Origin of the sequence: Aromatoleum sp. (genome assembly GCF_032027225.1) — a bacterium.
GTDB lineage: Bacteria > Pseudomonadota > Gammaproteobacteria > Burkholderiales > Rhodocyclaceae > Aromatoleum.
Genome location: NZ_JAVSMM010000018.1, coordinates 69,230 through 94,874, shown reverse-complemented (window position 1 = coordinate 94,874; position 25,645 = coordinate 69,230). Strand labels below are relative to the sequence as shown.

Genomic DNA, 25,645 nt, shown 5'->3' with positions numbered 1-25,645 from the left:
AAGACGACTCCAGGAAGGAGGGCAGGCGCATGCAACTCGCAATGATTGGGCTCGGTCGGATGGGAGCGAATATGGCGCGCCGCCTCTTGACCGGCGGCCATCAGTGCGTCGTATACGACATGTCGCCCGAGGCGGTTCAGACGCTCGTCGAAGAACAAGCCGTCGGCAGTTCTTCACTGGAGGAACTGATGCAGTCGCTGACAAAACCGCGCGCAGTCTGGCTGATGGTGCCGGCCGGCGTGGTCGATAAGACTATTGCCGATCTGCTGCCCTTTCTCGATCAGGGCGATATCGTGATCGACGGCGGCAATTCTTATTACATCGACGATATCCGCCGCTCCGCTGCGCTGAGCGACAAAGGGATCCACTACGTCGATGTCGGCACGAGCGGCGGCGTCTGGGGGCTGGAGCGCGGTTATTGCATGATGATCGGCGGCGACGCGAACGTGGTGAAGCATCTCGACCCGATCTTCGCCACCCTGGCGCCGGGCCGCGGCAATATCCCGCGCACCCCGGGACGCGACAGCGAAACCAGCGCGGCTGAACACGGCTATCTGCGTTGCGGCGCCAACGGCGCCGGCCATTTCGTCAAGATGGTCCATAACGGCATCGAATACGGAATCATGGCCGCGTACGCCGAAGGCCTTGCCATTCTCAAGGCCGCGAATATCGGCAAAGCGGGCGGTGCCATCGATGCCGAGACCACGCTACTCCGCGATCCCGAGCATTATCGATACGATCTGAACCTGCCGGATATTGCCGAGGTTTGGCGCCGCGGCAGCGTGATCGCCTCGTGGCTTCTCGACCTTTCGGCAGCGGCATTGATGAAGGATCCGGCGCTGTCCAATTTTGCCGGCCGCGTTTCGGATTCCGGCGAAGGACGGTGGACTCTCAAAGCCGCCATCGACGAAGGCGTGCCAGCGCATGTTCTGTCGTCTGCTCTCTATGAACGCTTCAGCTCGCGCGGCGAAGCCGACTTCGCGGACAAGCTGCTCTCAGCGATGCGTTACGAATTCGGCGGGCACCTCGAAAAACCCAAGGAGTCATAGTTGATCGCGGGATAAATCGAGGAAACGGGAGTGGCACGGCATGAACAACCAAGAGCTCGATCAACTGGCAATCAACACGATCCGTACGCTCTCGATCGACGCGGTCCAGCAGGCAAAATCAGGACATCCCGGAACGCCGATGGCGTTGGCGCCGCTGGTTTATACGGTCTGGAATCGCATCATGCGATTCGATCCGCAGGATCCGATCTGGCCCAACCGCGACCGCTTCGTTCTGTCGAACGGCCATGCCTCGATGCTGCTGTGGTCGGTCCTTCATCTGACGGGCACCGTGGCGGTAAACGCGGATTACGAATGCATCGGCAAGCCGTCGGTTACGCTCGAAGACATCCGCCGCTTCCGCCAACTCGGCAGCAAGGCCACGGGTCACCCGGAATATCATTGGACGTCCGGGGTCGAGACGACTACCGGTCCGCTCGGACAGGGCATCGCCAACAGCGTCGGCATGGCGATTGCACGAAAATGGCTCGCCAGCCGTTATAACCGGCCTGGCTTCGATATCTTCGACTACGACGTCTATGCGGTTTGCAGCGACGGCGACCTCATGGAAGGGATCGGCTCGGAGGCAGCGTCGCTGGCCGGGCATCTCGGTCTCGATGATTTGTGCTGGATCTACGACAACAACCACATCACGATCGAAGGTAATACGCGCATCGCCTTCAGCGAGGATGTTGCGACGCGGTTTCTGGCTTACGGCTGGAACGTATTGCGTATCGGCGATGCCAATGATCTCGAGCGGATCGAACATGCACTCGAGATTTTCCGGGAAACCAAGGGTCGGCCGACCCTGATCATTCTCGACAGCCATATCGGTTATGGCTCGCCGCACAAGATCGATACAGCGGCGGCGCATGGCGCGCCGCTGGGCGAGGATGAGGTGCGCCTGACCAAGCGCGCCTATGGCTGGCCGGAAGATGCAAAGTTTCTCGTTCCCGACGGGGTGCGCGAGCATTTCGATGCCGGGATCGGTGCGCGCGGTGCGGCGGTCCGCGATCGCTGGAAAACACTCTACGCCGCCTACCGCCGCGAATTTCCGGATCTCGCTACCGAGATCGACCAGATGGAGCGACGTGAATTGCCGGCGGGGTGGGACCGCGACTTGCCGAGCTTTTCACCCGATCCCAAAGGTATCTCCGGACGCGACGCTTCGGCTGAAGTGCTGAATGCACTGGCTCGGAACATTCCATGGTTCATGGGCGGATCGGCCGACCTCGGGCCATCGACCAAGACGATGCTGACATTCCCTGGCGCCGGCGACTTCGAAGCCGCAACCGCTGAAGGACGAAATCTGCACTTCGGCATTCGCGAGCACGCGATGACGGCGATTGTGAACGGCATGGCGCTGTCGAAGCTGCGCCCGTTCGGGGCAACATTTTTTATCTTCAGCGACTATGCCAGGCCGGCCATTCGGCTGTCCGCGATGATGGAGCTGCCAGCCATTTTCGTCTTCACCCATGACGCCATGGGCGATGGCGAAGATGGGCCGACGCACCAGCCGGTGGAGCAACTGGTCTCGCTGCGCGCCGTTCCAGGCCTGGTCATGCTGCGGCCCGGCGATGCCAACGAGGTCGTCGAGGCCTATCGCTACGTCTTGCAGCTGCGGCACCGTCCGGCGGCAATCGCGCTATCTCGTCAGCCCTTGCCGACATTCGACCGCCGCAAATACGCGTCGCCCGCCGGAGTCGCTCAGGGCGCCTACATCATGGCAGACGCCCCTGGCGGCCCGCCCGAGATCATCCTGATCGCGTCGGGCAGCGAGGTTTCCCTGATCATCGAAGCCGCTGAAGCGCTGACGTCCCTGGGAATTCGTTCACGCGTCGTCTCGATGCCGTCCTGGGACCTCTTCGAGCAACAGTCGGATTCCTACCGGGAAAACGTCTTGCCGGCCAACATAAAGGCGCGCATTGCCGTTGAGCAGGGCTCGGTGCTCGGGTGGGAGCGCTATGTCGGCGCCACCGGTCGGGTCATCGGCATGGACACCTTCGGCGCCTCGGCGCCGCTCAAAGAGCTACAGCGCAAGTTCGGCTTCGAACCGGAGCGCGTCGTCGCGATCGCCCAAGAGCTGCTCGGACGCAAATGACCAAGAACCGCGGTACTGCCGAAAGCGGAGCAGACAAATCCGTTCAACGGAGCAAAGCGACGAGTCGCGCGCCGAGCAGCGGTGCCGCAGCACCGCCCTGCGTCATGATCATCTTCGGCGCCGCTGGCGATCTGACGAAGCGGTTGGTCGTGCCCGCGCTCTATGACTTGGCCTGCGCCAAACGCCTGCCGGAGCGGTTTCAGCTCGTCGGCGTCGATCTGGTGTCGCAGACGAAAGAAGAATGGAACCGCAACCTGAGCGAGATGATGAGCCAGTTCGTCGCCAACAGCAGCGGCGAATTCCACGTTGCCCAACTCGATCAAGCGTCGTGGCGCTGGCTGACCGATCGCATGACGTATCTCAGAGGTGATTTGAACGACCCGGAAGCCTATCGGCTGCTTCGCGATCATCTGGCTGGGCTCGACCGGAACGCAGGTACCGCCGGCAACTATCTCTTCTATCTCGCGGTCGCCGATCGGTTCTTCAGCGTCGCGGTATCCGGACTCGGGAGAGCCGGTCTGACCGAGGAGAAAGATGGCCATTGGCGCCGGGTCGTGATCGAGAAGCCGTTCGGCCACAACCTTGCCTCCGCCCGCGCACTCAACGCCGACATCTCAAAGACGCTCCAGGAGCGCCAGATCTATCGAATCGACCATTTCCTCGGCAAGGAAACGGTGCAGAACATCATGACATTACGTTTTGCCAACGGCATCTTCGAGCCGATTTGGAATCGGGCGCATATAGACCACGTCCAGATCACCGCCGCTGAAACCATCGGGGTCGAGCGGCGCGGCAGGTTTTATGAACGGACCGGTGCGCTCAGGGACATGGTTCCCAATCATCTGTTCCAGCTCCTGGCGATGACGGCCATGGAGCCGCCGATTTCGTTCGATGCCGATGCTGTCCGGGCTAAGAAGGCCGAAGTCATTCAGGCGATCCACCCGATGGACGAAGAGGAGGCGTTGGCCAATGCGGTGCGCGGCCAGTACGCCGCCGGCACCGTCCTGGGGAAGCCGGCCATCGCCTATCGGCAAGAGCTCGATGTGGCGCCGGACTCGAAAACCGAGACCTTCGTCGCCTGCAAGTTGAGCATCGATAACTGGCGGTGGGCCGGTGTCCCCTTCTATTTGCGCACCGGCAAATACATGACGCGGCGGCAGACGGAAATCGCGATCCGGTTTCATCAAGCACCTTATTCGCTATTTCGTGGCACCGATGTGGAGCAGTTGCATCCCAACTGGATGCTCCTGCGCATCCAGCCCGACGAAGGCATCGCGCTCGAGTTTGCGGCCAAACGTCCGGGTCCGAGCGTCACCCTCGGCAATGTCGACATGACTTTCGCCTACAAGGATTACTTCAAAACGGCACCCAGCACCGGATACGAGACGCTGATCTACGACTGCATGATCGGAGATGCGACCTTGTTTCAGCGCGCCGACAATATCGAAGCGGCCTGGCAGGCGGTGCAACCGATACTCGTCGCCTGGGCCAACCATCCACCGGGGAAATTCCCGAACTACGCTGCCGGCAGCGCCGGCCCTGCGGCGGCCGACGAGCTGCTGGCGCGCGACGCCCGAGCGTGGCGATCCCTCGATTGATCACGGAAAGGAAGGCGTCGATGCGCGAGAAGCGTAAGGTTTCCCTGGTAATCGCGGATGTCGACGGGACGCTCGTCACAGAACAGAAGGTCCTGACAGAACGCGCGCGGGCCGCTGTTCAAGCGCTGCGGCGTGGCGGCATCGGCTTCGCGATCACCAGCGGGCGGCCGCCACGCGGCATGGCGATGCTGGTCGAGCCCCTGGCGCTCGACACGCCCATCGCGGGCTTCAACGGCGGAATCTTCGTCAAGCCCGACATGACAGTCGTCAAGGAGCGCCTTCTCGCCACCGAGACGGCGCACCGGGCGGTCGAGCTCATCCGGGGCCGCGGCATGGATGTGTGGGTCTATAGCGGCAAGGAGTGGCTCGTTCACAGTCCCGATGCGCCACACGTCGCGCGCGAGCAGTGGACAGTCAAGTTTCCGCCCACTGTCATCGATGATTTCGGCCCCGCGCTGCAGCGGGCGGTGAAGATCGTCGGCGTGAGCGACGACCACGACCTCGTCGCGCGCTGCGAGAGGGACGCGCAGGTGGCGCTCGGCGCCGAAGCCTCGGCGGCGCGTTCGCAGCCCTATTACCTCGACGTGACTCACCCGAGCGCCAACAAGGGAACCGTGGTCGAGGCGCTCTCGGAGTTCCTGTCCGTACCCACGGCGGAGATCGCCACCATCGGCGACATGCCGAACGACGTGCTGATGTTCCGCAAGAGCGGCCTCAGCATCGCCATGGGCAACGCCGGACCGGATGTCCGGAAGGAGGCGCAGGCGATCACCGATTCATACAACGACGAGGGTTTCGCAAAGGCGATGGAGCGGTTCGTTCTAAACCTGGAACGTAGCGAGGGAGGGCGATGACGCCGATCATCGTCGCACCCTCGATCCTCTCCGCGGATCTCGGCCGGCTCGGCGAGGAGGTCCGCGCCGTCGATGCGGCCGGCGCCGATTGGATCCACGTCGACGTCATGGATGGCCGTTTCGTGCCGAACATCACTTTCGGTCCGGCAATTGTCGCGGCGGTGCGGCGGTCGACGCGCAAGCCGCTCAACGTGCACCTGATGATCGTCGAGCCGGAACGCTATCTCGACGCCTTCGTCGAGGCCGGCGCCGACCATCTTCTCGTTCAGGCCGAGCCCTCGGCCACCGTCCATCTTCATCGCGTGCTGTCGCGGGTCCGCGAGCTCGGCTGCAAGGCGGGGGCGGTGCTCGACCCGGCGAGCCCGATCGAGTTTGTCGAGCACGTGCTCCATCTCTGCGATGTGGTCCTCGTCATGACCGTCAATCCCGGCTTCGGCGGACAGAAGTTCCTGCCCGAGACCCTGCCCAAGATCCGCGGGCTGCGGCAGCTCTGCCGCGAGCGCGGGCTCGAGCCGGCCATTGCGGTCGATGGCGGGCAGAACTGCGCCAGTGCGGGGGAGGCGATCGCGGCAGGGGCGAGCGCCATCATCGCGGGCTCCGCCATCTTCGGTGGTCCGGACTACGCCGCTGCGATCGCCGCCATCCGCGACGCGTGCTTCTCCGCGGCGGAAAAGGGGCAAACATGACGGCTTTCTCCACGGCCGCCGTCGAAGTGCTCGCCAACCCCGAGACGTTGGCGCGGCGCGCCGCCAGCTGGCTCGTCGCTGCGGCGCGGGCGAAACAGGACATCTTCGCCGTCGCGCTTTCCGGCGGGTCGACTCCACGTCGGCTCTACGAGCTGCTGGCCGCGCCGCCCTGCCGCGACGCCTTTCCCTGGACGCGCACCCATTGGTTCTGGGGCGACGAGCGATTCGTGCCTCACGACGACCAGGAGAGTAATTACCGCATGGTGCGCGAAGCGTTGTTGGCGCGAGCGCTCATCCCCGCGGCCAACATTCATCCCATCCCGACCGAGGGGACGACGCCGGAGGATGCGGCTGCCGCTTACGAACATGTGCTCCAGTCCTTCTATGGCGCCACGACCCTGGTGCGGGAGCGCCCGCTCTTCGACATCGTTCTCCTGGGCCTCGGGCCCGAAGGCCACACCGCGTCGCTCTTCCCGGGCACCGCGATCCTCGAGGAGCGTCGGCGCTGGGTCGGCACCGTCGTCGGCGCCAAGCCCGAGCCGCGGATCACGCTCACCTATCCCGCGCTCGAAAGCAGCCGCGAGGTGGCCTTCCTGGCCGCGGGCGAAGGAAAGCGCGCGGTGCTCGATCGGCTCTTCGGCGGCGATACTGCGCTGCCGGCGGCGCGGCTCCGGCCGCAAGGCACGCTGCGCATTTTCCTCGACCGGGACGCCGCGCCGCACCGCCGGCCATGACCCCGCCTGCGCCTGCCGCGCGCGATGCAATGAAGCGCGCCGCCGCCGAGCCGGCGGTCGCCGAGGTCAAGGAAGGCATGGTGCTTCGCCTCGGCACCGGCAGCGGTCGTCAACAGCGAACGAAGATGAGTTTCAGCGGCTTGAAGATGCGATGCGGGCGGGCACGGCGGCGCCTGAGGTTGGATCCGCGCTGCGTGCGGCGGCTTCGGGCGCCTCCCAACCGCCACCGAGCGCCTTGTACAGCGTCACCAATTGCAGGGCCGCATTGGTGTGAGCACGCGCCGTCGCGGTTTCGGCATCGTGCAGGCTACGCTGGGCCACCAGGAGTTCGACCAGGGCAATGTCACCCGCCGCGTAGCGCGCCTTGGCGTGACGGTGGCTGGCGCTCGCCGCCTCCAGCGCCATCCGGCGGCGCTCCAGCGTGTCGAGCCCTCCGTGATAGTCGCCCAACGCACGCTCGGCGTCGCCCAGCGCTACAAGCACAGCCTGTTCATACGCGAGCGCGGCCTGCCGCTCGGCCGCCTCGCGTGCCCGGATTTCGGCGCGTACCCGCCCACCGTCGAACAGCCGCCAGGAAACGAGCGGCAGGATGGAAAACCGCGAACTCGATTCATCGAACCAGTTGCCCGTGCTGAGCGTCTGGAAACCCCCACCGACCCCGATGGAGAGCTTGGGAAACAGTTCCGCCGTCGCTACGCCGATGTCGGCTGAACTCGCCGCCAGGCGCCGTTCCGCGGCCAGCACGTCGGGGCGTCGGCGCAACACGTCGGCACGCTCGCCGACCGGCAGTGCTCGCAGGGTGCTTGGAGCCATCGGACCGTCGAGCAACGCCAGTTCACGCTCGGGCGGGGCTCCCACCAGCACGCCCAAGCCCAGCACCGCCGCGCGCTGGCGTGCCGCTATGTCGGGCAAGAGTGCGTTGACCGCAGCCCATTGAGCATATGCCGCGTCGACGTCGGCGGCGGAGGCATCGCCCATCGCGTGCCTCAGGCGCACCAGTTCCAGAGTCTGCTGCAGCGTGTCCAGCGTGGCCTCTTGCGCGTGCAACTCGCTTCGCGCACCGACGGCAGCGAACCAGGTGCGCGCGACCTCGGCGACGATGCGCATGCGTACCCCCTGAGCCTCGACTTCGGTCGCCTGCAGGCGGGCGGTGGCCCCTTCCAGTGCGCGCCGCTTGCCGCCGAACAGGTCCAACTCCCAGGCAGCGTCGAAGCCCGCGTCGTAGATAGTCTGGGTGGCGTCAAGGCCAGGAATGGAACCGACGGGCAAGGGGCCATTCTCGCTTTGCCGGCGCCGGTTGACGCTTGCTGCAGCGCCGACGGTGGGGAGACGCTCGCCCGCCACCCGATCGCGCAGTGCGCGTGCCTCATTGATGCGGGCGGCGGCCTGGCGCAGATCGAGGTTTTGCGACAGGGCGGCAGCCATCAGGCGATCGAGGACAGGATCGTCCAGCGTCGACCACCAGCGGGTCAGGTCCGCCGACTCCGAAGCTGTCGCCAGCGGCAAGGTCCAGCCGTTGCCGACGTCGACCGCCGGCGGTTCACGATAGTCGGGACCGACGGCCGCGCACGCAGTCAGAAGCACGCAGGACAGGGCCAGGGTGAGCGGACGCCAGGGCAGGGGCGGCAGGCCCACAGCGGCTGGCCGAAGGAGGGAGGCAGGGGTCGCGGATTTCATTGCAGGCGTCCTCGGACGAATACGGTGGCCATGGTCAGTGTGGCGAGGGCGATGACCGCCAGCGGCCACAGGCTGGCGAGAATGTCCCCGGGCGGCATGGCCTTGAGAAAGCTGCCTTCGACGATGATGAGGAAATGGGTCAGCGGAATGGCCTGGGCCAGCCATTGCAGGACGACGGGCATGTTTTCCACAGGCGTCGCAAAGCCGGACATCAGCACTGCCGGAACGCCGACGGCGAACGCCCCCAGGATGGCCTGCTGCTGCGTCATGCTGACCGCGGAAATCATCAGCCCGATACCGACCACCGACAGGATGAACAGCACCAGGCTGGCGAGCAGAAGCACGAACGAGCCGGTAAATGGAATGCCGAACAGGAACACGCCGGCGCTGATCATGAACAGCCCCAGCAGGGTGCCGATTGCCAGCGCCGGCAGCGACTTGGAGATGATGATTTCCGGCGTCGAGGTGGGCGACACCAGCAACTGGTCGAACGTGCCGAGTTCCCGTTCGCGAGCAATCGACAGCGAGGTGATCAGGAGCGAACTGAACAGCGCCAGGATGCCGGTGAGGCCCGGCACGATGAACCAGCGGTAGACCAGGTTCGGGTTGAACCAGTGCCGCACCACCACGGGGGCGGGCGCCTGCGCGTCGGGCATGACCTCGGCCCCGACATCGGCGGCGATGGTGGAAAGATAGGCAACGGTGATCTGGCCCGAGTTGCTGCGCCGCCCATCGACCAGCACCTGCGCGCGGCCACTCTCGCCGGCGGCGATGGTGCGCGAGAAGTCCACCGGAATCGCGAGCGCGGCGATCACCTCGCCGCGGTCGATCAGCTCGTGCAGGTGCCGTTGGCTATCCACGCGCCGCACGTCGGTGATGAAGCGGGCGCTGTCCAGGCGCTGCATCAGTTCGTGTGACCAGCGGCCGGTGTCCTGGTTGTAGACCGCGATGTCGACGTTGCGCACTTCCAGCGTCGCAGCGAAAGAGAACACCAGAAGCTGCAGGATGGGCGGCACGAAGACCACCATGCGGCTGCGCGGGTCGCGCAGGACACTGAGCACTTCCTTGATGAACTGGGCGCGCAAGCGGATGAACGAAAACGCGGAGGTCCACATGCTTCACTCCAGATTCTTGCGCGTGGCGCACTTGGCGATCACGAAGAACACCGTCCCGATCGCCGCCATGGCCGCCAGGTTGGGCAGGAACACGGCCCAGATGTCGCCGGCCAGGAACACTGTCTTCAGCGATTCGACGAAGTAGCGCGCCGGAACCACCTGGGTGATGGCCCGTATCGCTGCGGGCATGGCGTCGATCTCGTACAGGAAGCCCGACAACATGAATGCCGGCAGGAACCCCGTGAACAGCGCGATCTGCGCCGCCAGGAACTGGTTGCGTGCCAGTGAGGAAATCAGCAGGCCCTGGCCCAGGGCCGGCACCATGAACACCGCCGACAAGAGCAGCAGGGCCAGCAGGGAGCCGCGCATCGGGACGCCGAACACGAAAACCGCCAGGGCCGCCGCCCCGAGGGTGGACAGCATGCCGAGCACGAAGTACGGCAGCAGTTTGCCGATCAGGATTTCGGCCACCGAGGCGGGCGTGGACAGCACGGCCTCCATCGTGCCGCGCTCCCATTCGCGCGCCACGACCAGTGCGGTCAGCATGGTGCCGATGATGGTCATGACGATGGCGATGGCGCCGGGGATCAATGCGCGGCGGCTTTCGAGTTCCGGGTTGAACCAGAAGCGCGGTTCCAGCACGACGGACTGCGCGGGTGCGGCGACGTCCAGCCCCGCGCGCCACGACTGCACCACGCCGCGGGCGTAGTTTTCGACGTAGTTGGCGGTGTTGGGGTAGGAGCCGTCGGTGATGATCTGCACCAGCGGCTCGCTGCCGCGCCGGGCCAGGCGCTGCTCGAAGTCCTGCGGAATCACCACGTAGCCGCGCAGGTCGCCCGAGACCAGCTTGTCCGCCACTTCGCGCCGGTCATGAGCGAAGTGCGTGTTCAGGAAGCGGGTGCCCGAAAACGCTGCCGCCAGCGACTGTGCCGACGTGCCGGACGACTCCAGCACGACGCCGACACGGACGTTCTTCGCGTCCAGCGACACCGCATAGGCGAACAGCAGCAGCAATACCGCCGGCAGAACGAACGCGATCAACAGCGTCGAGGGGTCGCGCAGCGCCTGGTAACTTTCCTTCGTCACCAGGGCCATCAGGCGCCGCAGATCGAAGCGGCGCAAGTCGGCCTGCATCGGCCCACCCCCATCCTTGTGTCTTGTGGCGCCGTTCATGTCGCGGCCTCGATCTCGAGGTCCGTCGACTCCACCAAGTGGATGAAAGTGTCCTCCATGGTCGGGTCGGGTCGCTCGGGACTGACCACCGAACGTTTCAATGCGTCGGGCGTATCCAGCGCGATCAGCCGCGCACGCGAGAGCATGGCGACGCGGTCGCAATATTCGGCCTCATCCATGAAGTGGGTGGTGACCATGATGGTCACGCCCTTGCGGGCCAGGCCGTTGATGTGGGTCCAGAATTCGCGCCGGGTGATGGGATCCACCCCGGAAGTGGGTTCATCCAGAAACAGCACCGGAGGCCGGTGCATGAGCGAGCAGGCCAGCGCCAGGCGCTGCTTGTGCCCCAGCGGCAGGGAGTCGGGCGTTGCGGAAAGCCAGCTGCCCAGATCGAAGGTTTCGATCATCTCGGCGATGCGTTCGCGCTGGTTGTTCCTGTCCAGTTGGTACACCCCGGCCGAGAATTCCAGGTTCTGCTGCACCGAGAGCAGTCCATACAGCGAAAATTTCTGCGCCATGTAGCCGAGCCGGCTCTTGGCCGCGCCGGTGGCACGGCGCAGGTCGTGGCCGACCACATGCGCTTCGCCTGCGGTGGGTTTCAGCAGGCCGCACAGCATCTTGAAGGTTGTGGACTTGCCGGCGCCGTTGGGGCCCAGCAGGCCGAAAATTTCGCCCTTCCGCACCTCGAAGCTGACGTTGTCGGTGGCGGTGAATTCGCCGAAGCGCTTGGTCAGATTCCTGCACGACACGGCGATATCGGAACCCAGCTCGACCGGCGGGAGCCGTTCTGCCAGCGCCGAAGTGCCGCCGGGGCCGCCACCGAGCAGATCGATGAAAGCGTCTTCAAAACGCGCCGGCACCTGCGCCAGCCGAACCTGTGCCTGGTCGGCCAGAGCCTGCACGGGTCCCAGGTCGGCACCCTCGCGCAACACCACGCGCACGCCCGCACCCTGGATCACGCCATCGCTCACGCTGGGCAGGTCGAGCGCTTCGGTCAGGACCGCCCGGCGCTCGGCGCCGACGTCTTCCAGCCGGAAGCTCCGGCCTTCGAGTTGCGCGGTCAGTTCCTGCGGTGGACCATCGAACAGGAGCTGTCCCTGGTTCAGCAACAGCACGCTCTCGCAACGCTCGGCCTCGTCGAGGTAGGCGGTCGACCAGACCACGGCCATGCCCTCATCGGTCAGCGCCTGCACCATGCGCCATAAATCCTGGCGGCTGACCGGATCGACGCCCACGCCGGGCTCGTCCAGCAGCAGCACCTTGGGCCGCGCCATCAGCGCGCAGGCGAGGCCCAGCTTCTGCTTCATGCCGCCCGAGAGCTTGCCCGCAAGGCGCTGGGTGAAAGGCGCGAGCCGCGTGAAATCGAGAAGCTCGGCGAACAGATCGGCATTGCGGTCTGCATTCATGCCGCGCAGCTGCGCGTACAGGCGCATGTTCTCCATCACGGACAGGTCTTCATACAGGCCGAAGCGCTGCGGCATGTAGCCGCTGGCGACGTGAATGGCGTCGTTGTCCTTGACGACGTCAAAACCGGCGAGGGTGACGCGGCCGGCGTTGGGCACCAGCAGGCCGGTCAGGATGCGCATCAGCGTCGTCTTGCCGGCGCCGTCCGGGCCGACCAGGCCCGTCAGCCGTCCGTAGTGGATGCGCGCACTCAAGCCCCGCAGGGCCTGCACCTTGCCGAAATGCTTGTCCACACCTTCGATGACGACGGCGGCATCGGCGGTCGTGCTGTTCGGCGTGGCGTCGATCGCGGGCATCTCAGCGCTCCGCGGTTCTTGCGCCGGAGCCCGGTTCGGCATCGACCTCGATCGTCACCGGCATTCCCTGGCGCAAGGCGCCGTCGTGGTCGGCTTCGTCGATGACGATGCGCAGGCGGTACACCAGGTCCGTGCGCAGGTCCGTCGTCTCGACCGTCTTGGGGGTGAATTCGGCGCGCGGCGAGATGAAGCCGATCTGCCCGCGATAGACCTTGTCCGCCGAATCGCTCTTTACCCGCACCGCGGTCCCGGGCGCGATGCGCCCCAAGTCCGGTTCGCCCACGTAGGCGCGCACGTACACCGGTTTGTCCAGGCTCAGGCTGTAGACCGCGCTTTGGCTCGCAACCATGCTGCCGGGCTCACGCACGCGGGCGATCACGGTTCCGTCACTGGGTGCCACCAGTTCGGTGTCCGCCAGCGCCGTCGTGGCTTGCGCTGCGCTTGCCTGTGCGGCCGCAAGGCGAGCCTCTGCCGCCGCGATGTCTTCCTTGCGGAAGCCTTCGGATGCTTGCGATAACGCCGCCTTGGCCGCCTCGACGCCGGCGCTTGCCTGGTCGCGCGCCGTACGCGCGGCATCGACCGTGCGCTGACTGCTGGCGCCCGAAGCCAGCAGGCCGCTCTGGCGCTGGAAATTGCGTTCAGCCTCGGTGGCGAGCGCCTGGGCCTGCCTGAGCGCCTCGCGCGCCTGGGTGATTTCCTGCGGGCGCAGGCCGCGGCGCAGCTTGGTCAGTTCCGCCTGCGCCACCTCCACCTGGGCCTGCGCTGCCGCAAGGGCTTCCCGATATGGCTGCGCATCCAGCGTGGCCAGGCGCGCGCCGGCGCTGACGGCATCGCCTTCATCGAAAGCCATTTGCGCCACGCGCCCGGGCTGACGGAAAGCCAGTTGCACCTCGCGGATGTCGACGTTGCCATAAAGGCGCAGCGCGCCGGTGTCCTGGTTGCTGCGTTGGTTCCACAGGAATGCAGCGCCGGCACCCAGCGCAAGGAGCGCCACGATGATGACCGCCCGCCTGGCGGTGCGAGAGGGTGGGGTAGGGGCCATTACCTGCCTCCCGTGGAGTGGGCTGATATGCGTTCAGGGGTGTCTCGGCGTGACGATGGCGCGCCGAGGAAGTGAATGGTCAGGGCCGTCATTGCGCTGCTCCGATACCGCGGCGATAGATGGCAAACACCGCAGGGGCCTCACGGCGGATGCGGCTGACCTTGCCGGCCAGCAGGGACTGCATGACCAGTCCCTGGATCGTGCCGATGAACAGCACGGCTGCGGCATCCACGTCCAGCTCCGCGTCCAGTTCGCCCTGCGCCTTGCCCGCTTCCATCACGCGGCGCAGGCGCTGCTCGTATTGGCGGATCATGGTCTGCACCATCCGCTTGGCGAGCGTCTCGTCAGAGCGCTGCAGCTCTCCGAACAGCATGCGAGGCACGCCGGGATGCTTGGCCACGAAGCCGATGTGCGTCATGAACATGGCTTCAAGTGCTGCAGCAGGAGACGCGGCGCCTTCGGCCGCCTTGTCCACGCTGACCAGCAGGCGCTCGCCGACCCAGGACATCGTCGCTTCCAGGATCGCCTCCTTGGTGGGGAAGTGGCGAAACAGCGCGCCCTGCGTCAAGCCCATGCGATCGGCGATGGCCGTGGTTGTGATCTCGGCCGGATTCTTCTCCGCAGCCAGATCGACCACGGCCTTCACTGTAGCGGCGCGCCGCTCTTCGGCTGACAGGTGCTGAGGACGTTCATTCACCGCTCGGGCTCCATGAAGTGAGTAAGTTATTACTAGCATAGATCGTAAGATATCGCTGGCGCAACCTCGGGCAGCCCGCCGCTGATCCCAGATCAGAGGCGAAATCACCTTGATCGGACTTGAGCAGCGACGGGGCTCATGAGGAAAGAAAGGGCGCACCCGCGAGCCAGCAACGCGCGTCAGGAAAGAGAACGGCCGGTCACTTATCCGAGACCGGCCGCTGGACTCCGTTGGCCGTCGGTCTGCTGGCCGGCCGACTGCATAGAAAGACTACGAAAGCGCGACTGATTTAGTCGTGCGGGAGAATGGGCGAGCTATCGTTGATACCTGTGGATCTGTGACAGAATCCGCTACCTGACGACAGGAAGGGAAGCGCGGATAAATGATCATTTCAGGGTTTCAAAATCTCTTGGATGCTGCGCGTCGGCAACCCGAACCACAGCGTTTGCTGTTCGTTTTCGTGCGTGCGGAGTTGCCTGAAAACGCCTCAGCGGAAGAAAAGCGCATCTTTGAAAATGGTCAGGGAGGCGCGCTGATTCCTGTGATGTACGTAGACAAGAAAACCGATGAAATCCAGAGCTTTGCTGAACTGGTGGAAGAATCACGCCACACCGGACAATCCTGGGACATGGTGTTTGTCGGCTGCCTTAGCGGGCAAGGAGACAGGGAACCGAGCGACGAGGCGACACAGCAGGCCCTGGAAACCATGGTCAAATCGATTCAGGGTGGTGTGGTCAAACATCTGCTGATCTATCGCCCGGACGGGCAGCAAGTCAATTTGCCCTAAGCACCCGACTACGCATCGAGGAAGTGCGAGCACTGGCCAGCAGGCTTCCTGCTCCCAATTCAATGCCCCCTGAGTTGGAGACAAATCCGAAAAGCGGCTAAAGCCGGCTGTGCTGGCCGCTGCTAGCTTCTCGGGAAGGGTCGCTTCCTGTTCGTCAGGATTCCATAGCGGGTACAGATCTCATCACACAGGCTACGAATTTCCGCGGTTCCAGAAAGTAGTACGCTGGAATCCGGCTGAAACCCGAACAATGACGATGACCGGATGCGGCCTGCTCACTTGGCGAGCATTCCACTTTTCAGGTGCGCGTCGTCATACGCAAACACAATCTCCGGATTCGGCAGTACCAGATCGCGGTTCTTGCCCTCGTAATGGAGGCGCATCAGGAGGTCCTTGATCAAATTCAGGCGGGCGAGCAGTTTGTTGTCGGCGCGCACGACCGTCCATGGCGCCGTAAGGGAATGCGTGCGCGCGAACATCTCGTTGCGGGCGTGGCTGTAGTCCGACCAGTGCTTGAGCGCTTCCGCGTCGATCGGGCTGACCTTCCACTGCTTTAGCGGATCCTTGCGGCGGTCCTGGAGCCGTTTCTTCTGCTCCTTCTTGCTGATGTCGAGGTAGTACTTGAACAGCTTGATGCCGGAGCGTACGAGCATGTGCTCGAAATCGGGGACGGTCTCCATGAACTCGTCGTACTCCGGCTCGCTGCAGAAGCTCATGACCCGCTCGACGCCGGCGCGGTTGTACCAGCTACGGTTGAAGAGGACGAATTCCTGCGCGGCAGGCAGGTGGGGGATGTAGCGCTGGAAGTACCAGGTGCTCCGGTCGCGATCGGACGGGCGGCCGAGCGCTACGATGCGTGTCTCGCGGGGGCTCAGGTGCTGGACGACGCGTTTGATGGTGCCGTCCTTGCCTGCTGTGTCGCGGCCTTCGAGGATCACGAGGATCTTGTCGTTGCACTGAATGAAATGGCGTTGCAGCTTAACCAGTTCCACCTGCAAGGCGTGAAGCGCCTCTTTGTACTCTTTTACAGGGATATTCAGCTCGGTGCCCTTCAGGACGTCGTGCTCGGCCTTTTTCTTCATGGCTCACCTCGCGTAGCCGATGGGATAAGCGAAGCGTAGACGGAGTTTGGATCGCTGTTGGGGTTGGTGCCGGCAAAAGGGTGGGAATCGCGTCGGGTTTCCTAGACGGTCCCGTTTTTCAATTAATACTGCCGTTCGAACTCTACCGGCGAGAGCTGGTCGGTGAAGCCGTGGCGCCGCTGCGGGCTATGGAAGAGCTCGATGTAATCGAACACATCCCGGCGCGCCTGCGCCCGATTCGTGCAGGTCTTTCGCTTTGTCCGCTCGCATTCGAGCAACTGAAAGAAGCGTTCGGCAACCACGTTGTCGTGGCAGTTGCCGCGCCGGCTCATGCTCGGCACCGGGCGGCTAGGCACGCGAGTCGGCGAGCGCCGGGAAGCGCTCGGCAGGTCGATGGTTTACCAGGGGACCGTTTCGCCTTTGTAGTCAACGAAGCGGAAGTCGCGTGTTCCCGCGGCCGCCTCGACGGTCGCAACCAGCCCCGGCGCGCTTTGCTCCACCGTCAGGGGCGCTTCATCGCCGCCCATGTCGGTCTGGACCCAGCCCGGATGCAGGGTCAGCAGGGTGAAGTCGCGTGCATCGCCGAGCTGTGCCACCCAGCTGACCAGCAAGCTGTTGAGCGCGGACTTGCTCGCGGCGTACAGCGGGAGTTCGGCGCCCATCGAGAGCTCGAGACTGCCCATCTCCGAGCTCATGACGCCCAGCACGGCGCCTTCGGCCAACTGCGTGCGGAGGGTGTGCGCCAGACGCAGGGGGGTCACCGCATTGGTGAAGAACAGCTGCCCGATTTCGTCCTCGCTCGCCGTCGCGACGTCCTGCGCGCTCGGGCCGTAGATGCCGGCATTGAAGATCGCACGATCGAGCCGCGTGCCGCCGAGCGCCTCGACAATCACGCTGCCCGCGGTCGGGGTGTTGAGGTCGCACGTCACCACCTGCAGCCGCTCGCCGTGCTGCGCCGCCAGGTCCGTCAAGCCGGCAGAACCGGCCGGATTGCGCACTACAGCAAATACGCGCGCACCGCGCTCGAGATAGACGCGCACGAGACCCAGACCAATGCCGCGCGAAGCGCCGGCGACTAGAACATTCAGCATATGCCCTCCAAAGTTTCGCGAGGGAGAGTTTAACATTGCATTGCAGCAAAACTTATTCGAGCGGCCCGAGGAGCTGTTCCGCCGCCGACGGCGGCAATGCAGGGCGCGTCGGCGCGCGCGACGGCGATATGGAAACGGCATCGGTCGACCGGCCGAGGATGTCCGCGAACCTTTCAGTCGCGCGAGCGTGCGACGCTGAGTGACTCGCTCCCGATTACGACTCGTTCCCGGTCGGCGCCATCCTCGATCCAGGGCGGTAAATCGGGAAGATCCGGATGCGCTCGCGGCGTGACAGTGGCGGGACACAGTGTCCTGATGCGGGGCCGGGCTGTAACGCGCAGCCGGTCGTGCGCGCGCTCGGTGCCGTGGACCGAAGCTTGCTGTTGGCTCTGTAAACGACTGCGCCATATCCGCGCGTCCTGTAGCCGAACCACAAGCCGGATCGAGCCATGACGTTTGCACCCACTCCCGCCACGACGCGTTCTGCCTCTGTCGCTCCGGTGTCTGTCGAGGCCCCGGCACGGCTTCACCTCGGCTTCCTCGATCCGAGCGCGTCGCTGGGTCGCCGGTTCGCGAGCCTGGGGCTCGTGATCGACGGCATGAGCACGCATCTTTCGGTAGCTCGCGCTGCTCGTGACCTCGTCGAAGTACCTCAATCCTGCGACGACGCGACGCACGATCGCCTTGGCCGCCATATTGACGTGCTGAAGCGCGAAACCGGCCTGCGCTCGCCGCTGCATATGATCCTGCACCGCGCGCCGCCAGCACACGCCGGTTTCGGATCGGGCACGCAGCTCGCGCTGGCCGTCGGGCGCGCGTTTGCCGCATGTCACAACATTGAGCTCGAAACCCGCCGTGTCGCGGCGCTGCTCGGGCGCGGCGAACGTTCCGGCATCGGGATTGCCGGCTTCGATCGCGGCGGACTGCTGCTCGATGGCGGGCCCGGCGCCGCCGGCGCGGTTGCGCCCTTGCTCGCTCAGGCCGCGTTTCCGCCGCGCTGGCGGGTACTGCTGGTGCTCGACGATCGCCTCGACGGCCTTCATGGCAGCCAGGAAAGGGCGGTGATGGACCGACTCGCGCCATTCCCGCGCGAACTCGCCGCCGAGCTCTGCCATCAGGTGGTGATGCGCGTGCTTCCCGGCGTCATGGAGGGCGTGTTCGAGCCCTTCGCGGAGGGCATATCGACGGTGCAACGGCTGATCGGCGACTACTTCGCGCCGGCGCAAGGCGGCTCGATGTACACCAGCGCGAGCGTCGGGCGATTCCTCGAGTGGATCCGCCCACGATATTGCGCCGGCATCGGGCAGAGCTCGTGGGGGCCGACCGGCTTTGCAGTGCTGCCGTCGGCTGAACGGGCCGCCGAGGTCATCGCCGCGGCGCGCGCGGCCGGGGCTCTGGACCCTGCGCTGCGCGTCGTCGTCGTCACCGGACGCAACCGCGGCGCGCTGCTCGAGCACCGTTCTGCACAGAAAGGCCCGCAAGGCGCCGCAATGCGCTGCTGATCACCTCTTTCGATTTCGCCGATTTCCTTTAGCCGACGGACACGACCATGGAACGCCGACACATCCTCCACATGTTCACCCCCAGCCGCCAGATGAGCCCGTTCGACATCAACATGGCGGTCGACGCCGGCTACGACGTCGTGACCCCATATTGCGGCGTGACGGCGGACGAGATTCGCGGCCTGACGCAGGACGCGATTTTTTCGCGCGGGCCGAAAGGGGTGAAGGCCACCGGCATCTTCATCGGCGGGCGGGACGTGCTGCTCGCTGCCGACATGCTCGACACCGCGCGGGCGGCGATGGTGCCGCCCTTCGAGGTGTCGGTGATGGCCGACCCGAGCGGCTCGTACACGACGGCCGCGGCGCTCGTCGCCTGCGTCGAGCAGCAGCTCCGTCGTGCCCACGACACCGGCTTCGACGGCAAGCGGGTGCTGATCCTCGGCGGCGCCGGCACGGTCGGACGCATCGCCGGGGTGCTTGCCGCCGGTGTCGGCGCGCGGGTCGCGCTCGCTCATCACGCAAGCCTTGTGCGCGCCGAGGAAGCCGCGCGGGCGACGGGCGGACGCTTCGATTGCAGCCTCGACGCGGAGGACGCGAGCACGCCCGCTGCATTGACCGCGGCGCTAGCGGAAGCCGACGTCGTGCTCACAACCGCTGCCGCGGGCGTCCAGGTGGTCGGCCCCGACGCGAGGGCCGCCGCGGGCCGCCTGCTCGTCGCGGCGGACGTCAACGCGGTACCGCCGGAAGGGATCGCCGGAGTCGGCGTGATGGACGACGGCAAGCCGCTGCCCGAAGGGCGCGGCGTCGGCATCGGCGCGTTGGCGGTCGGCAACGTGAAATACCAGGTCGAGCACCGTCTGCTGACCGCGATGCGCAACGCCGACAAGCCGTGCTACCTCGGCTTTCGCGAGGCGTTCGCGGTCGCGCGCGAAGTGGTCGCGGAGAAGGGGTGAGCGGAGGGAGTGACGGGGCCCGAGGAAGGAGATCAGCATGCTCGCGCCGATCGCCGTCGCCGCGTTGTCGGCGCGAATGCTCGCCGAGGCGGGGCGCGACGGCGGCTATCGGACGGTCGCGCTCGATCTCTTCGGCGACGCCGATACCCGACGCGCCGCGCAGGCGTGGTTTCCGCTCGGCGACCCGGCGACGCTGTCGATCGACGGCGAAGCGCTCCTTGCCGCGCTGCGCCGGCTGCGGGCATGCGGCGCCGCGGGATGGGTGGCCGGAAGCGGCTTCGAGGCGCAGCCGGAACTGCTCGCAGCCGGGGCGCAAGTTCTGCCGCTGATCGGCAATCCGCCTGACGTCGTCGCGCGCGTGCGGAACCCCGCCGGGTTCTTCGGTCGCCTCGCCGAACTCGGCATTCCCCATCCGGAAACCCGGCGCGATTGCCCGCCGTCGCCGCTCGGCTGGTTGCGCAAGGACTTCGCGAGCAGCGGCGGTCGGGGGGTCAGGCCCGCGCTGCGGGAGCGGCTCGACGCTTCCGGGACGGTGGGCGCCAATAGCGGTCCGCAAGCGGGAATCCACTACCAGCGCATCACACCGGGCGCGCCGATGTCGGCGCTGTTCGTCGCCGACGGGCGGCGCAGCCGGCTGATCGGCGTCAATCGGCAGATCGTGCGGAAATTCCGCGATCATCCCTATGTCTTTTGCGGCTGCATCGGCGCGCTGCCGCTGTCGTCCGGCGTGCGGCGCACGCTCGAAGGCTTGCTCGATGCGCTCGCGGCTGAGTTCGGCCTGCGGGGTGTCAACGGACTCGACTTTCTGCTCGACGGCGAGCGCCTGTCGGTGCTCGAAGTCAACCCACGGCCGCCGGCGAGCATCGCGCTGTATCGCGACGTGCTCCCGGGCGGGATGTTGCGTGCGCATGTCGCCGCGAGCCGCGAAGGGGAACTGCCGGACGTTCAGGAAGCGGGAAGCGGCGGGCGAATCCCGGCGGACGCAGCGACAGTCATGACGACGGGCGGCGGAGGAGCGATCGACGGGTGCGAAGCCAGTGCGAACTTGCGGGCGCTCCATCGCGGCTTCGAACTCGTATTCGCGGATCGCCACTGCATCGTCGGAGAAATTGCCGCGAATACGCTCGCGCGGCTCGGCTGGTGTCACGACCTGCCCGCGGCGGGCACGCGTTTCGGACCCGGCGATCCGGTGTGCACCGTCTCGGCGGCGGATCCATCTCTCGCCGGCGTGCAGGCGCGGCTCGCGCGGCGCCGGCGTCTCATTCCATCCCTACTGGAGCAAGCCGATGAAGGAAGCAGCGAAGGGGCTCGTGCCCGCGAGCTCGAGTGTCAATGAAGGCGCGGCGCCGCTCGTCGAGCGGCTGATCGCGGCGGCGACCGAACTGCGGATCGGCGTCGAGCGCCTCGAGAACGGCGTCACCGTCCTTGACGGCGGCATCGCGGTGTGCGGCAGTGTCGCCGCCGGCATCGCAATCGGCGAGATCTGCATGGGTGGCCTCGGCCGTGTTCGGCTCACGACGAGCGGCGGTGCGGGCGCAGCGGAAGGTGGCTGGCCGACCTGGCTCGAGGTGGCGAGCGCCCAGCCGGTGCTTGCGTGCCTGGCCAGCCAATATGCCGGCTGGAGCCTGTCGGCGAGCAAGGAAGAGGGCGGCGGGAAGAAGTTCTTTTCGCTCGGCTCCGGCCCCGCCCGGGCGCTGGCCGCGCGCGAGGCGCTGTTCGACGAGCTGCGCTACCGCGACCACGCGGCGTCCGGGGTGCTGGTGCTGGAGGTCGACCGGATGCCGCCGCCAGTCGTCGTGGACAAGGTCCTGCGCGACTGCGAACTCGCCCCCGAACAGCTGACGCTGATCCTGACGCCGACCAGCAGCCTCGCCGGCTCCACCCAGGTCGTCGCGCGCGTGCTCGAAGTCGCGCTGCACAAGGCGCACGAACTCGGCTTTCCGCTTGCGGACGTCATCGACGGTGACGCCCGCGCCCCGCTGCCGGCGCCGAGCCCCGATGCCGGCGTCGCGATGGGCCGCACGAACGACGCGATCCTCTACGGCGGCCAGGTCCATCTCACCGTCGCCGGCGGCGACGAAGCCGCGCGCGACCTCGCGCGACGCTTGCCGTCGTCGAACTCGCGCGACTACGGGCGCTCGTTCGCGGACGTCTTCCGCGATTACGACTACGACTTCTACCGCATCGATCCGGCGCTTTTCGCGCCGGCCGAAGTGTGGGTGAGTAGCCTCGAGAGCGGCCGCACCTGGCACGCGGGGGGGATCGACATGGCGCTGCTGCGTCGGCTGTGGCTGGACGAGGCATGAGCGCAATCGACCGCCGCCGCGTCGCGATCCTCACCGACGAAACCGGCTGGCATACCAGCCGGCTGCGCCGGGCGCTCGCTCGGCGCGGTTTCGAGGGGCGTTGCGCGGACCTGGAAGACTGTCGCTTCGACACGTCGAGGCTGGGTTGCGGCCTCGTGATTCCCGGGTTCGGCCGTGCACTGCCGGTGGCTGCGATCGTGCGCGGCATCGCCGGGGGCAGCCTCGAACAGGTGACCAAGCGCCTCGGCATTCTTCACGCGCTGCGCGAGCTGGGAGTGCCCGTGTACAACGACGCCCGCGCGATCGAGCGCAGCGTCGACAAGTCGATGACGAGCTTCCTGCTGCATCGCACCGGCATTGCGACTCCGCCGGCGTGGGCGATGGAGTCGGAGGCCCAGGCGCGGCGCCTCGTGATGGCCGAGACCGCCGCCGGCCGCTGCCTCGTGCTCAAACCGTTGTTCGGCTCGCAGGGCAAGGGGCTGCAGCGGGTCGGCCTCGTCGATGGCGTTCCGGTGCCGCTGCCCGAGCTCGCCGGCTATGGTCGTCTCGCGTATCTGCAGCGCTTCGTGCCGCAGCCGGAAGGGCCGGGCGCGCCCGGTTTCGACTGGCGCGTGCTCGTGATTGGCGGGCGTGCGCGGGCGGCGATGCAGCGGATCAGCACACACTGGGTGCGCAACGTCGCGCAGGGCGCGCGCTGCCGTGCCGCAGAAGTGACGCCGTCGCTCGCGGCGCTCGCCGAAGGCGCGGCGGCGGCGCTCGGCATGGACTACGCGGGGGTCGATCTCGTGCCCGACGCTGCGGCGCCGTGCGGCGCGCAGGTGCTCGAAGTCAACGGCGTCGCGGCGTGGCGCGGTCTGCAGAGCGTGACCGATTTCGATATCGCGCAGGCGATGGTGGACGATCTGCTCGAACGCCGCCTCGGGCTCGCGCTCGCGCCGGCGCCCGACCTCGCGATCGCGGGGTGAGCCGATGGACACCATCGATCGGCGACTCGCACTGGGGCAGGACGCGTTTCTGTGGGCCTGCGGTCTCGATGTCGCGGTGCGCAAGCCGGGCAACGTGAGCCGCGCTTCGCCGGGCCACGGGATGACCGCCGACACCTTCATCGCCAGCGCGCGGGCCGCGGCCGGTCCGCTTTTCGAGCGGGGGCGCCCGGTCGGCGAGCGGATCGAGGCCGCGGTCGCGGCATCCTGGGCCGCGGCCGGTTGCAACACGAATCTCGGCATCGTGCTGCTGTGCGCGCCGCTCGCGGCCGCGCTCGAGCGCGTGCCCGAGGGCGAGCCGGTCGGGGGGGAACAGCGCCGCGGCAACGGCGTCGACGGCGTGAGGGCAAACGACGAGGGTTTCATTGATGGAACAGCGTTGCGAGCGGCCGTGAGCGCAGTGGTCGCGGCTCTCGATGTCGCGGACGCGCGCGCGGCCTATCGCGGCATCGCATTGGCGAACCCGGGGGGCTTGGGTCGCGCGCAGACGCAGGACGTCGCGGAGGGGCCGACGATCGATTTGCGCGCGGCGATGACGCTCGCCGCTGGACGCGACAGCATCGCGCGCCAATATGCCCACGCATACGCCGACATCTTCGATTGCGGAATTGCCGCGCTGCAGCCCCGGAAGGGCGCGCCACGCCGCGTCGCCGCGACGGTGCAGGCGGTGTTCCTGAGCTTTCTCGCCGGCTGGCCCGATTCACACATTGTGCGAAAACTCGGCAGCGCTGCGGCGCAGACTGTCACCGGTGATGCTGCGCTGTGGCTTGCCCGCGTCGGCGCCGACGGGGCCGCCGGCGACAGCGCGGCCTTCGCCGCGTGGGACGAAGGGCTCAAAGCCGCGGGAATCAACCCGGGTACGAGCGCGGACCTGACGGTTTGCACACTATTTGCGGCTGCGCTGGCGTCGCCTTCGATGATTGGAAGAGAGGCGTCCGAAAGCTGGCACGGATCCTGTGTTCACCCCGTCGGCACCGGACCGGTTCCGGCGTCCGGTTCAGGAGGTGTCCCGTTCGGGGTGCCCGGGTGAAAACGCAGAGGAGAATGCAATGGCAAAAATCGATCGCATGCTGGTGGGGGAATCGCTGGTCGGAGACGGGAACGAGGTCGCGCACATCGACCTGATCATCGGACCCCGCGGGAGCCCGGCGGAATCCGCGTTCAGCAATGCGCTGACCAACAACAAGGACGGCTTCACCTCGCTGCTCGCAGTCGTCGCGCCCAACCTGCTGACCAAGCCGGCGACCGTGATGTTCAACAAGGTCACGATCAAGGGCGCGAAGCAGGCGGTGCAGATGTTCGGTCCGGCGCAACGCGGCGTCGCGATGGCGGTCGCCGATAGCGTCGAGGACGGCACGATCCCGGTCGCCGAGGCCGACAACCTGTTCATCTGCGTCGGCGTGTTCATCCACTGGCTCGCGGAGGATGACAAGAAGATCCAGGACTACAACTACCAGGCGACGCGCGAAGCGATCCAGCGCGCGGTGACGGGCAAGCCGACCGCCGAAGAGGTGGTCGCGCGCAAGAGCACGATGGAGCATCCGTTCGCGGCCCACGCTTAAGGCGCGGGACGGCTTCGGAGCCGGAATCGCCGAAGCCGTCTGAAAGGCCCCCGGCGCCGCGAACGCGGCGTCGCCGGGGGGCGAGCAGTCGAAGCCGAAGGATTCCTTCGGCTTTTTTGCGTCCACGCTCAGTCGCCGCACCCTTGCGGAATCAGGCCGGTGCCGAGCAGGTGGAGCACTTCGGCCGGCCGCAGTACGGGACGGACCGGGCGTCGCCGCTCAATCGTCACGCCGACGGCATCGACGTCGTCGAACTTGGCCGGCTTGGTGACCGACACGCGCAGCCAGTGCGCCCCGAACCGTGTCAGGAGCAGGTTCGCGATCGCCTCCGCGAAGGCTTCGAGGAGCTGGAAGCGGTGGCTTGCGAGCATCTCGCGCAGGGCCGCGCGCACCTCGCCGTAGTCGATCGTGTCACCGATGCGGTCGGTGCTGCAGGCGGCGCTGCGCGGCAGGCCGGCCGCGAGGTCGATGCGGACGGGCTGCGGCGCGTGGAGTTCGTCCTCGCAGATGCCGATGATCGTGCTGCCGCGAAAGCCGTCGATGAAGATGATGTCCATCGCGGACAGGTCGGCCTGCGTCGAGGGAGGGCTGACGGGCAGCCGCTGCAGAGGGAGCGGGGCGTTCAAGGTGGCGGTCTCCTGCGTGGGTTGTCGGACGTCGCTCGGTTCGGCCGAATCGGCGTCCCCGCCCGAAAGAAGCGAGAAACAGGCCAAAACCCGGGAGTAGAGGCGGGAATACTCCTCCAGTGGCATGGTCCATGCGTGGAATGCGCCCTATACTTGGATCCGAAGTTGTCGGACGACGTCGCCGCGTGATGCGGCGCGGACCGCCTTCCGGGTGACAACCGGAGACCCGCGTCGCGCGGCAACTCGATGGGTGCGAAGACGCCTTGCGCG

Annotated in this window: 23 protein-coding genes and 1 pseudogene; 14 read left to right on the top strand and 10 right to left on the bottom strand. The window is 66.4% G+C overall.

Annotated features, from left to right (window positions below; genetic code table 11):
• Positions 1–29 precede the first annotated feature (29 nt).
• Genes gnd through pgl form a run of 6 tightly spaced genes read left to right on the top strand, consistent with a single transcriptional unit; the run spans position 30 to position 7,019 of the window.
• The gene (gene gnd / locus ROZ37_RS17670; protein ID WP_312661325.1) at positions 30–1,049 is read left to right on the top strand and encodes a phosphogluconate dehydrogenase (NAD(+)-dependent, decarboxylating); all 1,020 of its coding nucleotides are present in this window, start codon (positions 30–32) and stop codon (positions 1,047–1,049) included.
• A gap of 40 nt (positions 1,050–1,089) precedes the next feature.
• On the top strand, positions 1,090–3,147 hold the full coding sequence (gene tkt / locus ROZ37_RS17665; protein WP_312661324.1) for a transketolase: 2,058 nt from the start codon (positions 1,090–1,092) through the stop codon (positions 3,145–3,147).
• Positions 3,144–4,745 carry a glucose-6-phosphate dehydrogenase gene (zwf, locus tag ROZ37_RS17660; protein ID WP_312661323.1) on the top strand — a complete coding sequence of 534 codons (1,602 nt, stop codon included), beginning with the start codon at positions 3,144–3,146 and terminating at the stop codon, positions 4,743–4,745. The genes tkt and zwf overlap by 4 nt, the downstream gene beginning before the upstream one ends.
• Before the next feature lie 20 nt (positions 4,746–4,765).
• On the top strand, positions 4,766–5,599 hold the full coding sequence (locus ROZ37_RS17655; RefSeq protein ID WP_312661322.1) for a Cof-type HAD-IIB family hydrolase: 834 nt from the start codon (positions 4,766–4,768) through the stop codon (positions 5,597–5,599).
• Positions 5,596–6,285: a ribulose-phosphate 3-epimerase gene (gene rpe / locus ROZ37_RS17650; RefSeq protein ID WP_312661320.1), complete on the top strand. Its 690-nt coding sequence runs from the start codon at positions 5,596–5,598 to the stop codon at positions 6,283–6,285. The genes ROZ37_RS17655 and rpe overlap by 4 nt, the downstream gene beginning before the upstream one ends.
• Positions 6,282–7,019, top strand: coding sequence for a 6-phosphogluconolactonase (gene pgl / locus ROZ37_RS17645; RefSeq protein ID WP_312661318.1), 738 nt, complete (start codon positions 6,282–6,284; stop codon positions 7,017–7,019). The genes rpe and pgl overlap by 4 nt, the downstream gene beginning before the upstream one ends.
• 132 nt (positions 7,020–7,151) lie before the next feature.
• Here pgl and ROZ37_RS17640 read toward each other — a convergent pair whose 3' ends face one another.
• The 6 genes from ROZ37_RS17640 to ROZ37_RS17615 form a co-directional block, all read right to left on the bottom strand.
• A complete protein-coding gene (locus ROZ37_RS17640; RefSeq protein WP_312661315.1) occupies positions 7,152–8,696 on the bottom strand; it encodes an efflux transporter outer membrane subunit in 1,545 nt (514 codons plus the stop codon).
• Complete coding sequence (locus tag ROZ37_RS17635) at positions 8,693–9,811, bottom strand: ABC transporter permease (RefSeq protein WP_312661312.1); 1,119 nt, start codon at positions 9,809–9,811, stop codon at positions 8,693–8,695. Before ROZ37_RS17635 ends, ROZ37_RS17640 begins: the two co-directional genes overlap by 4 nt.
• 3 nt (positions 9,812–9,814) lie before the next feature.
• Entirely contained in the window at positions 9,815–10,984 is a 1,170-nt protein-coding gene (locus tag ROZ37_RS17630) for an ABC transporter permease (RefSeq protein ID WP_312661310.1), read from the bottom strand.
• Entirely contained in the window at positions 10,981–12,744 is a 1,764-nt protein-coding gene (locus ROZ37_RS17625) for an ATP-binding cassette domain-containing protein (protein ID WP_312661308.1), read from the bottom strand. Before ROZ37_RS17625 ends, ROZ37_RS17630 begins: the two co-directional genes overlap by 4 nt.
• A 1-nt stretch (position 12,745) precedes the next feature.
• A complete protein-coding gene (gene hlyD / locus ROZ37_RS17620) occupies positions 12,746–13,786 on the bottom strand; it encodes a secretion protein HlyD (protein WP_312661306.1) in 1,041 nt (346 codons plus the stop codon).
• An 88-nt stretch (positions 13,787–13,874) separates the two neighbouring features.
• Complete coding sequence (locus tag ROZ37_RS17615) at positions 13,875–14,483, bottom strand: TetR/AcrR family transcriptional regulator (RefSeq protein ID WP_312661304.1); 609 nt, start codon at positions 14,481–14,483, stop codon at positions 13,875–13,877.
• A 382-nt stretch (positions 14,484–14,865) separates the two neighbouring features.
• On the opposite strand from ROZ37_RS17615, the gene ROZ37_RS17610 reads away from it, so the two are divergent.
• A complete protein-coding gene (locus ROZ37_RS17610) occupies positions 14,866–15,270 on the top strand; it encodes a ribonucleotide reductase subunit alpha (protein ID WP_312661301.1) in 405 nt (134 codons plus the stop codon).
• A gap of 275 nt (positions 15,271–15,545) precedes the next feature.
• Here the strand turns inward: ROZ37_RS17610 and ppk2 are convergent, their stop codons facing one another.
• The 3 genes and pseudogenes from ppk2 to ROZ37_RS17595 all read right to left on the bottom strand — a co-directional run bounded on the left by ppk2 (position 15,546) and on the right by ROZ37_RS17595 (position 17,443).
• Positions 15,546–16,352, bottom strand: a complete 807-nt coding sequence (gene ppk2, locus ROZ37_RS17605; RefSeq protein WP_312661298.1) for a polyphosphate kinase 2 — start codon at positions 16,350–16,352, stop codon at positions 15,546–15,548.
• Between the two features lie 122 nt (positions 16,353–16,474).
• Positions 16,475–16,690: pseudogene (locus ROZ37_RS17600) on the bottom strand (IS3 family transposase); the annotation flags it as partial.
• 60 nt (positions 16,691–16,750) lie between these two features.
• The gene (locus ROZ37_RS17595; protein WP_312661296.1) at positions 16,751–17,443 is read right to left on the bottom strand and encodes an SDR family oxidoreductase; all 693 of its coding nucleotides are present in this window, start codon (positions 17,441–17,443) and stop codon (positions 16,751–16,753) included.
• A 449-nt stretch (positions 17,444–17,892) separates the two neighbouring features.
• Here ROZ37_RS17595 and ROZ37_RS17590 point away from each other — a divergent pair, with 449 nt between their 5' ends.
• Genes ROZ37_RS17590 through fae form a run of 7 tightly spaced genes read left to right on the top strand, consistent with a single transcriptional unit; the run spans position 17,893 to position 24,749 of the window.
• On the top strand, positions 17,893–18,945 hold the full coding sequence (locus tag ROZ37_RS17590; RefSeq protein ID WP_312661294.1) for a beta-ribofuranosylaminobenzene 5'-phosphate synthase family protein: 1,053 nt from the start codon (positions 17,893–17,895) through the stop codon (positions 18,943–18,945).
• 47 nt (positions 18,946–18,992) lie between these two features.
• Positions 18,993–19,898, top strand: coding sequence for an NAD(P)-dependent methylenetetrahydromethanopterin dehydrogenase (locus tag ROZ37_RS17585; RefSeq protein WP_312661292.1), 906 nt, complete (start codon positions 18,993–18,995; stop codon positions 19,896–19,898).
• 37 nt (positions 19,899–19,935) lie between these two features.
• Positions 19,936–21,234 (top strand): ATP-grasp domain-containing protein, encoded by a 1,299-nt coding sequence (locus ROZ37_RS17580; protein ID WP_312661289.1) that lies wholly within the window; start codon positions 19,936–19,938, stop codon positions 21,232–21,234.
• Positions 21,185–22,204 (top strand): methenyltetrahydromethanopterin cyclohydrolase, encoded by a 1,020-nt coding sequence (mch, locus tag ROZ37_RS17575; protein ID WP_312661288.1) that lies wholly within the window; start codon positions 21,185–21,187, stop codon positions 22,202–22,204. Before ROZ37_RS17580 ends, mch begins: the two co-directional genes overlap by 50 nt.
• Positions 22,201–23,169, top strand: a complete 969-nt coding sequence (locus ROZ37_RS17570) for a RimK family alpha-L-glutamate ligase (protein ID WP_312661287.1) — start codon at positions 22,201–22,203, stop codon at positions 23,167–23,169. The genes mch and ROZ37_RS17570 overlap by 4 nt, the downstream gene beginning before the upstream one ends.
• A 4-nt stretch (positions 23,170–23,173) precedes the next feature.
• Positions 23,174–24,217, top strand: coding sequence for a triphosphoribosyl-dephospho-CoA synthase (locus ROZ37_RS17565; protein ID WP_312661286.1), 1,044 nt, complete (start codon positions 23,174–23,176; stop codon positions 24,215–24,217).
• Between the two features lie 19 nt (positions 24,218–24,236).
• Positions 24,237–24,749, top strand: a complete 513-nt coding sequence (fae, locus tag ROZ37_RS17560; RefSeq protein WP_312661285.1) for a formaldehyde-activating enzyme — start codon at positions 24,237–24,239, stop codon at positions 24,747–24,749.
• 128 nt (positions 24,750–24,877) lie between these two features.
• On the opposite strand, the gene ROZ37_RS17555 is transcribed toward fae, so the two are convergent.
• Positions 24,878–25,375: a dihydroneopterin aldolase gene (locus ROZ37_RS17555; protein ID WP_312661284.1), complete on the bottom strand. Its 498-nt coding sequence runs from the start codon at positions 25,373–25,375 to the stop codon at positions 24,878–24,880.
• Between the last annotated feature and the right edge of the window lie 270 nt (positions 25,376–25,645).